The 14,895-nt window shown below is 62.9% G+C and carries 12 protein-coding genes; 8 read left to right on the forward strand and 4 right to left on the reverse strand.

Annotated elements, in window-relative coordinates; all coding sequences use genetic code 11:
* Positions 1–444: 444 nt before the first annotated feature.
* Positions 445–1,350 (forward strand): crotonase/enoyl-CoA hydratase family protein, encoded by a 906-nt coding sequence (locus AC1DPF_RS05930; protein ID WP_477960222.1) that lies wholly within the window; start codon positions 445–447, stop codon positions 1,348–1,350.
* 178 nt (positions 1,351–1,528) lie between these two features.
* Positions 1,529–2,374 (forward strand): TauD/TfdA dioxygenase family protein, encoded by an 846-nt coding sequence (locus AC1DPF_RS05935; RefSeq protein WP_477960224.1) that lies wholly within the window; start codon positions 1,529–1,531, stop codon positions 2,372–2,374.
* 406 nt (positions 2,375–2,780) lie between these two features.
* On the opposite strand, the gene AC1DPF_RS05940 is transcribed toward AC1DPF_RS05935, so the two are convergent.
* Positions 2,781–3,683 carry an NADP-dependent oxidoreductase gene (locus AC1DPF_RS05940; protein WP_477960226.1) on the reverse strand — a complete coding sequence of 301 codons (903 nt, stop codon included), beginning with the start codon at positions 3,681–3,683 and terminating at the stop codon, positions 2,781–2,783.
* 430 nt (positions 3,684–4,113) lie between these two features.
* The gene (locus AC1DPF_RS05945; RefSeq protein ID WP_477960228.1) at positions 4,114–5,034 is read right to left on the reverse strand and encodes a LysR family transcriptional regulator; all 921 of its coding nucleotides are present in this window, start codon (positions 5,032–5,034) and stop codon (positions 4,114–4,116) included.
* A gap of 80 nt (positions 5,035–5,114) precedes the next feature.
* Here AC1DPF_RS05945 and AC1DPF_RS05950 point away from each other — a divergent pair, with 80 nt between their 5' ends.
* From AC1DPF_RS05950 to AC1DPF_RS05965, 4 genes are all read left to right on the forward strand, one after another.
* On the forward strand, positions 5,115–7,451 hold the full coding sequence (locus tag AC1DPF_RS05950; protein WP_477960230.1) for an arylsulfatase: 2,337 nt from the start codon (positions 5,115–5,117) through the stop codon (positions 7,449–7,451).
* A gap of 55 nt (positions 7,452–7,506) precedes the next feature.
* Positions 7,507–8,421: a formylglycine-generating enzyme family protein gene (locus tag AC1DPF_RS05955; protein WP_477960396.1), complete on the forward strand. Its 915-nt coding sequence runs from the start codon at positions 7,507–7,509 to the stop codon at positions 8,419–8,421.
* Between the two features lie 141 nt (positions 8,422–8,562).
* Positions 8,563–9,231, forward strand: coding sequence for a TetR/AcrR family transcriptional regulator (locus tag AC1DPF_RS05960; RefSeq protein ID WP_477960232.1), 669 nt, complete (start codon positions 8,563–8,565; stop codon positions 9,229–9,231).
* Positions 9,158–10,057: a metal-dependent hydrolase gene (locus tag AC1DPF_RS05965; protein WP_477960233.1), complete on the forward strand. Its 900-nt coding sequence runs from the start codon at positions 9,158–9,160 to the stop codon at positions 10,055–10,057. Before AC1DPF_RS05960 ends, AC1DPF_RS05965 begins: the two co-directional genes overlap by 74 nt.
* Before the next feature lie 47 nt (positions 10,058–10,104).
* Here the strand turns inward: AC1DPF_RS05965 and AC1DPF_RS05970 are convergent, their stop codons facing one another.
* Positions 10,105–10,470 (reverse strand): response regulator, encoded by a 366-nt coding sequence (locus AC1DPF_RS05970; protein WP_477868675.1) that lies wholly within the window; start codon positions 10,468–10,470, stop codon positions 10,105–10,107.
* Between the two features lie 348 nt (positions 10,471–10,818).
* Here AC1DPF_RS05970 and AC1DPF_RS05975 point away from each other — a divergent pair, with 348 nt between their 5' ends.
* Positions 10,819–12,204, forward strand: coding sequence for a helix-turn-helix domain-containing protein (locus tag AC1DPF_RS05975; RefSeq protein ID WP_477960235.1), 1,386 nt, complete (start codon positions 10,819–10,821; stop codon positions 12,202–12,204).
* 117 nt (positions 12,205–12,321) lie between these two features.
* On the opposite strand, the gene AC1DPF_RS05980 is transcribed toward AC1DPF_RS05975, so the two are convergent.
* Positions 12,322–13,407, reverse strand: coding sequence for a mannose-1-phosphate guanylyltransferase/mannose-6-phosphate isomerase (locus AC1DPF_RS05980; protein WP_477960237.1), 1,086 nt, complete (start codon positions 13,405–13,407; stop codon positions 12,322–12,324).
* A gap of 99 nt (positions 13,408–13,506) precedes the next feature.
* Here AC1DPF_RS05980 and AC1DPF_RS05985 point away from each other — a divergent pair, with 99 nt between their 5' ends.
* Entirely contained in the window at positions 13,507–14,895 is a 1,389-nt protein-coding gene (locus tag AC1DPF_RS05985; protein ID WP_477868669.1) for a TIGR03013 family XrtA/PEP-CTERM system glycosyltransferase, read from the forward strand.

Genomic DNA, 14,895 nt, shown 5'->3' on the forward strand with positions numbered 1-14,895 from the left:
GATCATCGGACGCGTTCCGTCTATTGTCTGCATGGCTATCCCCTCTCCTCCGGCGCGTATCTCCCGAGCGCAGAACAATGCGGATGCCTGGCGCACGCGCAATGGAACGCCCCAAAGCATCGCCTGTCCGATATCGAGGCGCCAGCCCCTCCGGCATATGAATGAGGAGCGAGCGGTCCAGCCAGCGCGCCGGCCGCCCGGTAGAGGCGAAACCCCGGCGGACGACCCGCCCTCCTGGGTCGAAACATCGTTGAAATCGGCCGCGGCCTTGCCGCCTTCGACATGGCGGGGCAAGCTTCCGCACCGCGGCAGTTCACGCGGCCCCGGGCAGCATCGGCATCAGGGATGCGATCTCGCGAGCACATGCTTTCCTCACCGCATCAGGCACGGCAAGATCATAGTGGAAACCCGTGAGCCGGATGTCCGGAACCGTTAACAGGAGACATGATGCAGGATTATCGCGGGAAGTGGCTTTACGAGCCACAGCATATCTTGTTCGCGGTGAGCGACGCCGTCGCGACGATCACATTCAACCACCCCGACAAGCGCAACGCGCTGAACGGCCCGATGCTGAGCGAGATGCGTGACGCCCTGCTCGAAGCGGACGACCGGATGGACGTGAACGCGATCGTGCTGTGCGGCGCCGGCAAGGACTTCTGCGCCGGCTACGATCTCGAACAGTCATATCAGGGGCGCGGCGAGACGACCCAGATGGGCGATTTCGAGTACCGCAAGGCCGGTCAGCGCTTCGACGACGATTGCTTCTCGCTGGAGCGCGTCCAGGAAAACGCGCTGATCATCCCGGCGATCCACAAGCCGGTGATCGCCAAGGTCCAGGGCAACTGCCTGGCGGGTGGGACCGACATCGCCCTGTCGTGCGATCTGGTTATCACGGCCGATGATGCACGGATCGGCTTTCCCGCGACCCGCGCCAACGGGTCGCCACCGGCGCACATGTGGATCTATCACTGCGGTCCACAATGGGCCAAGCGGATGCTGTTCACCGGCGACAAGATGACGGGGGCTGACGCGGTGAAGATCGGCCTGGCGCTGGAATCATGGCCGGCCGACGAACTCGATGCCGCAGTCGACGCCCTGGCCCGCCGGGTCGCCGCGGTCGACCAGGAGCTGCTCTCGGCCCACAAGCGGATCGTCAATCTCGCGCTCGAACAGATGGGGGCCGGGACGCTCCAGCGGCTGGCCGCCGAAGTCGATGCCCGCGCGCATCTGGCCACGGGGCCGCGGCGGCTGCGCTTCAAGTCCGACATGAAGGAGCACGGCCTCAAGGAAGCCCTCACGAACCGCGACGCGCCGTTCGGCGACGGATTCGTCCGCGTGCGGGGGCGCTGACGGCGCTCGCCCGGCCAGTGCGAAACCATTTGATGTTTTGCTGCCTGGCGGGTCAACGGCGCGGCGCGACCGGACAAGAACAGCCAGGACAGATCATGGGCGCGAAGGAGCCTTTTAGATGTCTGGGGCGCGAGATCGATGCTAACATTTCGTATCGTTAGGGACGAAAGGAGATCGCATGGATCGTTTTCGCGAGACCCGGCCTATGAGGATGGGTGTCGAGATACGGGACGATTTGCGCGTTCCACTGGAACCCGCCGACAAGGAGCGATTACGATCGCTGTTCCTGCGATACGGCCTGCTCTATTTTCCCGATCAGCAGCTCAGCATGGTGCAACAGATCGAGGTCCTCGGTTCCATCGGTCCAGTTCTACATCGCAGGGATGGGGTCGGCTACATTTCCACCGACGAGAAAAAAGGTGAGCTGGGACGAACCGAGCTGATTTTCCACAGCGACCTGGATTTTGCCACGCCGTACACATCGATTTCGCTACTGGCGAAGGATGTTGTCCCTGGAGCAACATCCACTCGCTTTGCGAGCAATCGTGGCGCTTGGCGGATGCTTTCGGAGGATGAGCGGTGGCGGCTCGCATCGATGCGTCTTACAACGGCGCTGCCCAGCAACGTCGCTCACGATGCGGTGGGGATGGCGATAACGCCGGACACTCCCCACGCGACGCGTGCGCCAATTGTCGAACATCCGCTGACGGGCGAGCCGCTACTGATGATATCCCAGCAGGCGGTGCGGTTCGAGGATATGGAGGATGAGGCAAGCCGTGCACTCCTTCTCGATCTTCATGCTCGAATCTATGCGCCGGGCAATGTTCAAGAGCATTTCTGGCGCAATGGCGACCTTGTTGTCTGGGACAACATCGCCTGGCAGCACGCCCGCGGCCCCGTGACAGGCGATGGATCACGAACGCTTCAGCGCGTGGTCGTCGCCGATGTCAGCTACTTCGACATCGTGTTGGCTCGGGAAGACGAGCATTTCCGCAATGAACAGGTGATCGATGCCGAAGCTTGAGGGAAAGCCCATCGTCAAAACCGGTCGCAGCCCAGCCTGGCTGATCGAAAAGCCTTAGGTCCAGTCAGGCGCGCGCGGTCATCCCGCCATCGAGTGAGAAGGTCATACCGGTGTCCTCTCCCGCCAGGAACAGGGCCGGTCCGCCCGCCTCCTTATTTCAGGCAGGCGTGGCCTGAAGGCTGGCTTGTGGATGCCGGATTAGCCACTTCTGGATGATCTGAAGCAATGTATCCGCACCGCTCGGCTACGGGCTGCGATACCGTCAACCAGGAACTGATCCTGCTCCAGCATCGGCATGATCGGGCAGAGGGCCGCGTTCGACGGCAGGGTGCTTGGTTTTCTGCGGCACGCCTGAGCACCGCATCGGCCGGCGGCGCCTCGTCGCGAGCGCCGCCGGTACGACTGGTCAGGGCAGCAGCACCACCCTGCCCCGCACGCCGCCCTCTTCCAGCAGGCGATGGGCCTCAGCCGCTTCGGTCAGCGGGAGGGTGCGCGCCACGGGCATCGTGATTGCACCGGTAGCGATGGCGTTTATGATTCGGGAGAGCCTTTCGCCATCGGGGTGATAACCGAACACCTTTGGTTCTGCGGGCAATCCCTCGGGGTCGATCGGCGTCGTGGCAACCGTGATGAACCTGCCGCCGGGTGCAAGATTGCGGGCCAGGTGCGCAACCTCAGGTCCGCCCACCGTGTCCGCGATATGATCGAATCGCAGGCCGTCGGGCACGGGTCCACCGAGGACGATCACGTCGCCAAAACCCAGTTTCCGCGCCTCATCCATGTAGGACTCGCGTACGGCCATGATCACCCGACAGCCCAGTCCTTTTGCGGCCCAGGCGGCAAACCGACCCACCCCGCCCGTGGCGCCCGTGACGAGCACGGTCTGGCCACTGGAGGGCGAAACGCCTTCCTCGACCATCTCCACACCGGTCAGCGAAGAGCATGGCAATGCGGCGGCCTGGACAAAATCGGGTCCGTCAGGGATCGGAGCGATGGCACTGGCGTCCGCCACGGCATATTCGGCGTAGGCGCCATTGACCGTCGCCAGAATGCGGTCGCCGATCTTGAAGCCCACCACCCCTTCGCCAACGGCCGATATTGTTCCCGCGACGTCATAGCCGGGCACATGTGGCAGCGGCAGTGGATAATAGCGCAGGTTGAACCCGCTACGCCATTTATAGTCGGCCGGATTGAGGCCGACCGCCTCCACCCGAATTTGCACTTGCCCGGCGGCGGCGGCCGGCGCTTCCAGTTCTACCAGTTTAAGCACCTCTGGAGTTCCATGCTCCTTGAACTGAATGGCCTTCACATCATTCTCCTTGATCAACAGAAAACTTGCAGGGGACAGGCCACCTCAGACGAGAGTGATCGAGCGGCGCTCCGCACGGGACGCTCGACACATCGTTGATAGTGACGTCATAGATCATGCCCTTGGATGGCCGCGTCCGCCCCGATCACCCACTTCGTCGCAAAGGCGTCCCACGCCCTGCACGGCCCCGTCAATGTCCGACAGGACGATATCGTCCTTCCACGCGCGCGTCGCCCGCCGCCATCCTAAGCGCGTAGGCCTGACGCGATCCCACGGGTGTGGCACAATTTCTTGCCCACGGTTTTGATCGCCGCGCGAACCACTGGGCGACGGCGGCGCTCGACTTCGGCCAGGGCATGAATGCCAGCCCGCTCTGGATTGCCCAGCTCGAGCGGTTCTTTAAGATGATGGTGGTGCCCTGGCGGCGATCTCAGCCTTGCTCGGCGAGCCTGGACATCAGAATATCTCCGATTATCCCAGAGACGTTCGTCGCCGCCGGAGACATGGCGATTCGGTTGCGACCAAACCGCGTAATGGGCAGTGGTCCGCCCATTACATCGAACATCTCAGGCCCGTTGAGTTCGATCAGTCTGCGCTGGCGGACGTCATCGCGGGCCAAAGGCTCCAGCGTTGCCCATATGGCATCAGACCGCAGGGCAAGATTTCGTAAGCTGTCAGCCTGTTCGCAGACAACAACCCGTTGCCGGCTTCCGAACGACCGTCGGATTTCAGCCAGGGTTGCCGCTCCCGCTGCGATCGTAAAATCGTTCAGGCCGTTCCTGTCGGGCGCCGCGTCAGCTGCAAGAGGGTGACCTGCACGCACGAAAAAGCCGCCCCTCAGCGGCGGCGTCAGATGATGAACGTCCAGGAGTTGCAAATGGGCTGGGCGGTGTTGGGTCAGCACGGCAAAATCGCATTTTCCGTCGATGACCTCGTCGATAAGAGTGTGCGCCGGGGCGGTCTTGATCACCAGCGAAAGATTTGGCCACGTCTCCAAGGTTCGTGGGAGAAGATCGGGCAGGACAAGGTGGGCCACGCTCGTTCCCAGGCCGACCGAAACGTCGCCGCCATCACCTACGGCCAGGCTATGGCCGAACGCTTTCAGGTGAAGCGCGGAGCCATAGACTTCTCGGGCCATGCCCAGGAACTCCCGACCCTCTTTCGTCGCCACTGCACCACGGCGGCCTCTCGCGAATAACGACAGCATTATTTCGTCCTCCAGCGCGCGGATGCTGCGGCTTAGCGCGGACTGGGTGAGATTAAGCTTTTCGCTGGCAAGGGTGAAACTGCCCAAATCCGCCAGAACAAGAGCGTGATATAGCTTGCGGAGGTCTATATTCGATTTATGCATGGAATATGCCTAAACCATGCATTGGACGCACGCCAGCGCCTCTGCCACGTTGCCGACAATCATTTCTCGGAAAGGCCACCATGCGAACCCGAAGTGCTTGGATCCTCTCGGCAGCAGTCGCTGCGCTGATACCCGGTACCGCCCTGAGCCAAGTGCGCGGCGGCAAGCAGGCTGCGGCACTCCCGGTCGATACGAACGCTCTGCCGACCAGCTATCCGCCCATAGTAACGGCCCGCATCGACGCGCCGAACATCTTGCTGATCATGACTGATGATGTCGGATTTGGCGCCTCGTCCGCATTTGGTGGACCGGTGCCGACACCCAATCTGGAACGACTGGCGAACGAAGGCCTTAAATATAACAATTTTCAAACGACTGGGATGTGCTCGCCCAGCAGGGCCGCCCTACTGACCGGCAGGAATCATCACGCGGTCGGAACCGGATCGCTCACGGATTTTCCTATGGGAGCACCGGGCTATACGGGAATGCTCCCGCCAACCGCAGCGACGATCGGGGAGGTCCTGCGTGAAAACGGGTATAACACGGCTTGGATCGGCAAACATCATAACGTGCCCCATGGCCCCTTCGCGGGGGCGGGTCCGAACGACTACATGCCGAACGGGCTGGGGTTCGAGTATTTTTTCGGATTCGTCGGGTCGGACACCGACCAGTGGCATCCGACATTATATCGAAACGGCATCCGGGTCGTCGATGCATCACCGCAGCCGATCCTCGATCAGCGCCTGGCAGACGACGCCATCCAATGGCTGCATCAGCAGCAGGCGAACGGCCAGGGCAAGCCGTTCCTGCTCTACTACGCCCCGGGATCGGCGCATGCGCCGCACCAAGCTCCCGCCGAGTGGATCTCCAAGTTTCGCGGGAAATTTGACGCTGGCTGGGAAGAAGCACGCAACACGACGTTGAAGCGCCAGAAAGCGATGGGCATCGTGCCACCGGGCATCCATCTGCCGGCGTGGCCGGTCGACGTGCCGCACTGGGATAGTCTTTCTCCGCAGGAGAAAGACTATCAGGCGCGGACCATGGAGGCGTTCGCGGGCGAACTCGCCTTTCAGGATGCTCAGCTTGGCAGGCTTCTTGATGAACTCGACAGGATGGGGCTGCGCGACAACACGCTGATCATATTCGTTAACGGCGACAACGGGCCGGACTCGGCCGGCTCACCGCAAGGCTCCGTCGCCGAAGCGGGTGAAAACGCCAACCGCCGACTATCCCCCGTCGAACACTGGACGCTGAAAGATCAAGTCGGCGGCCCGAAGGTCGGTAGCAACTATGGCACGGGATGGGCCCAGGCGATGGCGACGCCCTTTCCCTATTACAAGCAGATCGCCTCTCATCTGGGTGGTACGCGAAACGGGCTTGTCATCTCCTGGCCAGCGAAAATCGCGGCGCGCGGCCTCAGGACGCAATATGCCCATATCACTGATATCTTTCCCACCGTGCTCGATGCGGCAGGCGTGCCGGCTCCCGAGTCGGTGCGTTGCGTCAAGCAACAGCAAGTCGATGGCGTTGATCTGACCTACAGCTTTTCCGACCCGCGCGCTGCTTCGCGGCATCGGTTGCAATATTATGAGATGCTCGGGAACAGAGCGATCTACTCCGACGGATGGCTAGCGTCGACCTTGCCCGAGCAGCAGCCATGGAAGATGGGGCAGGGATCCGACGCCTCGAAAAACAGGGCACCGTTCTACAAATGGGCCCTTTACGACATCCGACGAGACTTCAATCAGACGACGGATGTCAGTGCGCGCTATCCACAGAAGCTGGCGGAGATGAAGGCGCTGTTCGACCAGCAAGCGGCGCGTTACAACGTCAATCCGGTCAACGACCGCACCGATTTCGCGCGCATCACCAGCGAAGCCCGCGCCTATACCACGCCCCATGACCAATATAAATACTGGGGCAAAGGTCTTACCGTTACGCACGATGACGCTCCGCCGATCGAAGGTCGCGCTTTCACCATCACCGCCGATCTGACCGGGGGCGATGGTGTCTTGGTCGCGACCGGCAGTTGGTTCGGCGGTTGGAGCTTTGGCATCAAGGATGGCTATCCGCAGGTGCATCATTCCTTGACGATCATGCCGGCAGATCAATTCGACCTTGTTTCGTCACAAGCCATACGCCCGGGCGAAAAGGCGCGCGTCACCTTCGATTTCGATTATGACGGTGGAGGCTTCGGAAAGGGAGGCATTGTCTCCATCGCGATCAACGGCCAGGCCGTCGGCACAGGGCGCGTGAACAGGAGCATAATCGTGGCCGATCCTTATAGCGAGACCTTCGATATCGGCCTCGACTCCGGTGTTCCGGTCATCGACCTGGGAGGAAAATCGAACGCGTACACGGGCAATCTGGAAAAGCTCACGATCGATCTGGGGCCTGCGGGCCAGAAACGGCCCTGATGTCGTGATCGCGTCGCCGGACAAGGGGGCGGTGCCGATGGCGGCGCGAGAGGGGATGCGCTTCCTTGAAGGCGGCGCGTTTGGAATGGGCTCAACGCGCTTCTATGTCGAGGAAGCGCCGGTGCGCCAGGTGCGCGTCGATCCGTTCTGGATCGACGAAGCTCCCGTCACCAATGGGGAGTTCGCCCGCTTCGTAGCGGCCACTGGCTACACGACCTTCGCAGAACTAGCCCCGGACCCGGCAGACTACCCGGGCATGCCGCCCGAACTGGCCCATCCCGGATCGCTCCTGTTCGAATGCACTGCCGGCCCGGTGCCGCTCGATGACCTCACCCGGTGGTGGCACTTCCGCTTCGGGGCGGATTGGCGCCACCCGCTCGGCCCCGAAAGTGCGATCACGGGGCTGGAGGATCATCCCGTCGTCCATATCGCCTATGCCGATGCCGAGGCCTATGCGGCCTGGGCAGGCAAGATGCTGCCCACAGAGGCCGAGTGGGAATATGCCGCCCGCGGCGGTCTCGAAGGCGCCGAGTTCGCCTGGGGCGACGAACTGGCGCCTGACGGCGCGATGCTCGCCAATTACTGGCAAGGCGCTTTCCCTCATGCGAACGATCTGATCGACGGATGGGAGCGCACCTCGCCGGTCCGCAGCTTCCCGCCGAACGGCCATGGCCTGTATGACATGATAGGTAATGTCTGGGAATGGACGTGCGACTGGTATGCGCGGCCACCGGCCGAGAGCCATCGGGCGAAAGCTGCTTGCTGCATCCCCACCAATCCGCGCGGCGGCGATGAGCGCGAAAGCTACGACCCCGCGGCACCCCAGGTACGAATAGGTCGCAAGGTCCTGAAAGGCGGCTCGCATCTGTGCGCGCCCAATTACTGCCAACGCTACCGGCCCGCCGCCCGTCAAGCGCAGCCGATCGACAGCGCGACCAGCCATATCGGGTTTCGCTGCGTCATCCGCTAGTAGGCGTTGCCCACGGCCCTTGCCGCGTGAGAACTCGCACAACACATTCCCCGTGATTATAAGGTAGAGCGATCACTCTATCAACTTGCGCCAGATCGCGCCATTATGTTAGAGTGATCCCTCGAGAAAAGGAGAGACTCCTTGGCGCGCACGATCGACCCATTGCGGCACGCCGCCAAACGTCTGGAAATCCTCGAGGCGGCGAACCGCTGTTTCTGCCGAACCGGGCTGCGCGCGATTGCCGTGTCCGAGATCTGCGCGGAGGCCGGGATCAGCCCCGGGCACCTCTACCACTATTTCGACTGCAAGGACGACATCATCGAAGAGCTGGCCAAGGGACGGCTCGATACCGCGCGCGATTCACTCGACGCCGCCTTGGCGCAGGACAGTCCGGCGATCGAGATCCTGGTCGACGAGGTCACGGCTCTGGCGGCGGGAGACCGCGCGATTACCGCGGCCCTGCTGTTCGACGTCCTGGCCGACAGCGCCCGCAACGAGAGCATCGCGCGGATCGTGCGGGAATGCCATGCCGGCATGGCGGATGCCCTCTGCGCCGTCTTGCGCCAAGGGCAGGCCGATGGCGAGATCGATCGCAGCCTGGACCCACGTCACGCCGCCAGCATGCTGATCAGCCTTGTCGATGCGGCCCAGTCGCTGAGCCTTCGCGATCCGGAGATGGACCGGCAGCACGCCTTGCAGATGTTTGCCCGCGTGATCCGCTCGTTCCTGGCGCCCGGTGGCGCGCCGGCGACCACCAGGGAGGATAAGCTGCCCCACCATTCGGTTCCCGACCATTGCAGCCAAGGATGACAAGATGAAGGTACGTCAACCCCAGCTCGACTTTTCCGACATGCCCACGCGTTGGGCCCGGAACGGAGAGTTCGCCCAGTCGGCCAATGCGTCATCGACCGCATTTCCCCATCTTGAACCCTTCCTCAACCGCGTGATGTCGCGCGCCCGGGCCGCCATCAAGGGCGACAGCCCCGCCGACGTGGAACTGCGTAAGCAGATCTCGATATTCATCAAGCAGGAGTCGGTTCATTACAAGACCCACGCCCAGTACAACGAGATCCTGCGCCGGGGCGAATACCCGAAGATCCCCGAGTTCGAGGCCGAACTGGCGAAACATTACGAGAAGATCCTCGCGACGAAATCGCTAGCGTTCCTCACCGCCTATTGCGAAGGCTTCGAGATCCTCGGCCCGCCGAGCGCGATCAACTGGCTGGATGAACTGGAAGACATGGTCGAAGGTGCCGATCCCCGCGCCGTGGCGATGTGGAAGTGGCACCTCATGGAGGAATACGAACACCGGTTTGTCGCCTACGACGTGTTCAAGCGCATCCACGGCGGCTACTTCATGCGCATCTACGGGATGCTATACCAAGCCTACCACCTGTTCAGCTATGTCGCGAAGGTGAACAGCTACATCCTCTCCGTCGACCGGGAAAAGATGACCCCCGAGGAATTACGCGCCTCGAAGATCAATGCCAAGGTCGCCTCGAAGCGTTACAGCAACCGGATGTTCAAGCAGTTCCTGCGCGGTCTCTCGCCGTTCTATCGGCCGCAGATCAACGAGGAGCCGAGGAATTACAAGCACTTCATGAAAAATGTGGAGCGCATGATCATAGCGACCTGAGCGCCGCGGAGAGAAGCATGCCAAACACGGACATGTGATAAGCGCAATTATCCCTGCAGCGTTTGCGCGATGATCAACGCAAGCTGCTCGAGCCGGTAAGGCTTGGAGATCACCGGCGCGTCTGCGAAGCCGCTGCCGGGAGGAAGTCCGTCATATCCGGTTGCAAAGATGAAGCGTTTCCCATCGTCGCGGAGACGCTGAGCGACTGGAAGGCTGTTCTCGTCGCGCAGGTTGAGATCGAGCAACGCAATGTCGAATTCAGTATCGCCGGCACGGGCCAGCGCCTCGGCGACCGTACCGGCCACTGCAGCGGTCTTGCAGCCGACTTCGTCGAGCATGTCTTCCGCCGTCATGGCGATGATCGTATCATCTTCCACGATCAGGACCCGCGTACCCGTGGGGGGGTGGCTCACATGCATATCCTCATCGACGTCCCGGGGGGCCCTGATGGCGCAGAAATGCTGCAGGCGCAATTGCGCGTTCGGTCGCGCAGCGGCACTGCACGAATTACCGGCACGCCCGGACGATAAGACGCCCGCCAGGCCAGGCCTGACGGGCGCTTCTCTTCCTCCCCAGGAAAAGCTCGGATCTGGCTTACAAACTTCGACAGCCCATAGTTGCCAGCATGAATTCGCTTCCCGTCACTAGGGCGGAAATTGACGGCATGCAGCCGCTTAGATCGTATTTTGATGTCCAGCTGTGCCAAAAACCAGTAGCACGATATGTAATGTTGTAAGATTCTTACCGGTCGGGGGTAGGCGATGGTGAAACAGGGAATATTGGCAGGCCCGCGGATCAAGCGGCTGCGCCGCGACCATGGGCTTACCCAGCAGGGCATGGCCGAGATGCTGGGCATCTCGGACAGCTATCTGGCCTTGATCGAGGGCAACAGGCGGCCGCTCACCGCGGGGCTGATCGTCCGCCTCGCCGAACTGTACGACTTCGACATCCGCAGCCTGAGCCAGGAGGAGCCCGGCGGCGGCGCCGCGGCAATGCGACGCCGATTGTCGGACCCGCTCTTTGCGGACCTGTCGATCGACCGCACCGAACTCGAGGCCTGGATCGACAATGCTCCCGCCGCGGCCGAAGCCTTCGCCCGGCTGTTCGATCGCTGGCGGGAAGGCGGCGGCGGCGAGCAGCAGGGCCCGGGGCCGGTCGGTGCGGTGCGGCGCGAGATCGAGCGGTGGCGCAACCATTTCGCCGACCTCGACGCCCATGCGGAAGCGCTTGCCGACGAACTGCGCATCGGCGCCGGGGATCTTTACGGCGCCATCGCCGAGCGGCTGCGGGTCAAGCACCAGCTCACCATTCGCATATTGCCGTTCGACGTGATGCCCGACCGGCTGCGCCGGCTCGACCTGCACGCCCGGCAGTTGCAGCTCTCCGAACTGCTCGATCCGGCCGCGCGCAGCTTCCAGGCCGCATTCCAGCTCGCCCAGATCGAGGCGAAAGCGGAGATCGATGCGCTGGTCGCCGGCGCCGCCTTTGGCGACCGGCCGGCCGAACGGCTGTATCGCCGGCATGTCAGCGCCTATTTCGCCGCGGCGCTGATGATGCCCTATAGCCGCTTCCTGCGGGCTTGCGAGACCACCGGCTATGATATCCAGCTGCTGCAGCGCCGCTTCGGCGCCGGCTATGAGCAGGTCGCCCACCGCCTGACGACGCTGCAGCGCGTCGGCGCACGCGGGTTGCCCTTCTTCATGCTGCGGATCGACCGCGCCGGCCAATTGTCCAAGGGTTATGCCGGTGCCAGCGGATCATCGCTGATCGACGCCCTCCACCGCTGCCCGCTCTGGGCGATTCACCACGCCTTCGACCAGCCCGGCCGGCTGATTCGGCAGATTGCCGAACTCGAGGACGGCTCGCGCTGGTTCACGATCGCACGCAGCGTCCGCCATCACGGCGGTGCCGCGGACGTTCCGGCAGCGGAGCATGTCGTCGCCTTGGGCCTCGCCGCCGAGCATGCCGCCACCCTCGCACTCGCACGGGGCATAGACCTGGCCGGCCCGGCGGAGCGGATCGGACTCGGCTGCACCCATTGTCAGCGGGTCGAGTGTGTCCAGCGCGCCGCACCGCCGATCGGCAGCACCCTCACCATCAACGAGCGCGAGCGCGGGATCACGCCCTTCTCCTTCGCTGGAGATTAGGGCCCAGCTTGGCAGCTAGACTCGTTCCCGTTCAGATTGAACCGGATCGAGCCTAGATTTTGTCCGTTTTCCGTGATTTCCGAGCCGGCAGACGATTCCATCTGCCTCGAAATCACTCTAAAACGGTGTGTCGAGCGTCTCGTGGCCTTTCGACTTGAGCTCTTCGACGATGCGCTTGACGTCCTGGCTCGATCCGCGCGGCAGGATCATTACCGCATCGCGGGTCGCAACGACGATGAGATCCTGCACGCCGACCATCGTCACAACCGGCCCTTCGCTACGCACCAGGCAATCGCGGCTGTCGATCGTCACGACATCGCCGTGGATGACATTGCCCTGCGCGTCGCCAAGGCCGAGCGCATGCAATGCGTCCCAGCTGCCGACGTCCGACCAACCCATTTCAACCGGCACCACGGCAACCTGCTCGGCCTTCTCCATTACCGCATAATCGATCGACTCGGACGGGCAGCCGAGAAAGGCGTCACGCGCCGGCGAGATGAACACGCCGTCTCGTGCCGCTCCGGCGAGCGAAGCCTGGACCGCATCGACCATCGCCGGCTGATATTTCCGAAGCGCAGCCAGATAGGCATCCGCCCGGAACAGGAAGATGCCGCCGTTCCAGCTATAGTCGCCCGCGGCGAGATAGGCAGTCGCACGGGCGAGATCGGGCTTCTCGACGAAAGCCTCGACCTTGTGGACGCCAGGCGCCACCGGTGCGCCGCGGCGGATATAGCCATAGCCGGTCTCCGGCTTGTCCGGCGTAATGCCGAAGGTGACGAGCCAGCCTTGCTGGACCAGCGGCATCGCCGCATCGATCGCGGAGTGGAAGGCGGGCACGTCGTCGATCACATGGTCGCTCGGCATCACCAGCAGTGCTGCATCGGGCCCGGCCTCCATCGCAGCGAGCGCGATCGCCGGTGCGGTGTTGCGGCCGGCCGGCTCGAGAATGATCGCGGATGGCATGCAGTCGTGCATCTGCGCCGCGATCTCCTCGGCGTGGAGCGTGTTCGTGACAACGATGGTCTTGCCGAAGCGGCCGGTATCGGGGCAGCGGGCCACCGTCATCTGCAACATGGTGCGATCGCCGGTCAGAGCGAGCAGCTGTTTCGGTTTCCGGGAGCGCGACAGCGGCCATAACCGGGTGCCCGAGCCACCCGAAAGGATAACCGGCGTTATTAAGGTGGTAGAAATAGCGGGCTCCATGGTCCAGAAGGATAATGCCGTTATCCGATGAGTATTATACGGGCGGCAAGGGGGTTTCATGTACGGGGGTATGAAACCGGTTGTGACGCGGCGTCGGCAATGATCAGGCTATTCAAGCATTATATAGCCTATCCGGTACTGGTGCTGTGTTTCGTCGATATGGCAGTTCTTCTGCTAGTGGCAGAGGCAGGGTGGGTGCTGCGGTTGCGCCAGATCGGTATCGATCCGGGCCCGCTTGCGAATCGCGTCCCCCAGTTGCTGACCTTCGCCTTCTCGATACAGGCGGCGATGATCGGCGTGGGGGTCTATGCGGCAGAATCGCTGCAGACATTCCGCTTCGCGGCGGCGCGGCTGCTGGTGGCGATCTCGCTCGGCGTCATCCTGATTTCGGTGCTCCACTTCATCACGCCGGGCATGACGCTGTGGCGGTCCAACTCGGTCTACGCGATGGTGCTGGCGGTCATCCTGCTGCTGGCGGTCCGCATCCTGCTCGGCGGCTTCGTCAGCGGCGACATGTTCAAGCGTCGCGTGCTTCTGCTGGGCGCGGGCCGGCGCGCCAAGCGGGTCGCCGACATGGAACGCCGCGCCGGCGCCGCCTTCCTGATCGTCGGCTGCGTGGACATGAAGGATGCGCCGCCCCAGATCGAAACGGCCATCTCGCGCACCAACGTCGAGAGCCTCGCCGATCTGGTCGAAAGGACCGCGGCCAACGAAGTCGTGCTGGCTCTGGACGAGCGCCGGAACACCGTGCCGGTCGATGCGCTGCTGCGGCTGAAGACCACAGGCGTGCACGTAACCGACATAGCCGACTTCCTTGAGCGCGAAACCGGCCGCATCGATCTCGACACGGTGAGGCCGTCCTGGCTCATCTTCTCGGACGGTTTCTCGTCGGGGCGGCAGCTGTCGCTGATCCTCAAACGCGGCTTCGATCTTGCGGTGAGCGCGCTGCTGCTGGCGATCACCGCCCCGGTAATCCTGGCGACGGCGATGCTGATCAAGCTCGATAGCCCGGGACCGGCCTTCTACCGCCAGAGCCGGGTCGGGCGCTATGGCGAGATCTTCGAGATATTGAAGCTGCGCTCTATGCGGCAGGATGCGGAGAGCGGCGGTTCCGCCATCTGGGCGCAGAAGGGCGACGCCCGGATCACCAGGATCGGCCGCATCATCCGGCTGATCCGGGTCGACGAACTGCCGCAGATGTGGACGGTTCTGAAGGGCGACATGAGCTTCGTCGGGCCCCGCCCGGAACGTCCGGAGTTCGTGGCGGAGCTGGAAAAGCAAATCCCCTTCTACGCCGAGCGGCACATGATCAAGCCCGGGATCACCGGCTGGGCCCAGATCAACTATCCGTACGGCGCGAGCCTCGACGACGCGCGCCACAAGCTCGAATATGACCTCTATTACACGAAGAATTACAGTCCGTTCCTCGACATTTTGATCATCCTGCAGACGCTGCGCGTGCTGCTCTGGGCCGAAGGGGCTCGATAG

The sequence above is a fragment of the Rhizorhabdus sp. P4_G6 genome (assembly GCF_056401045.1).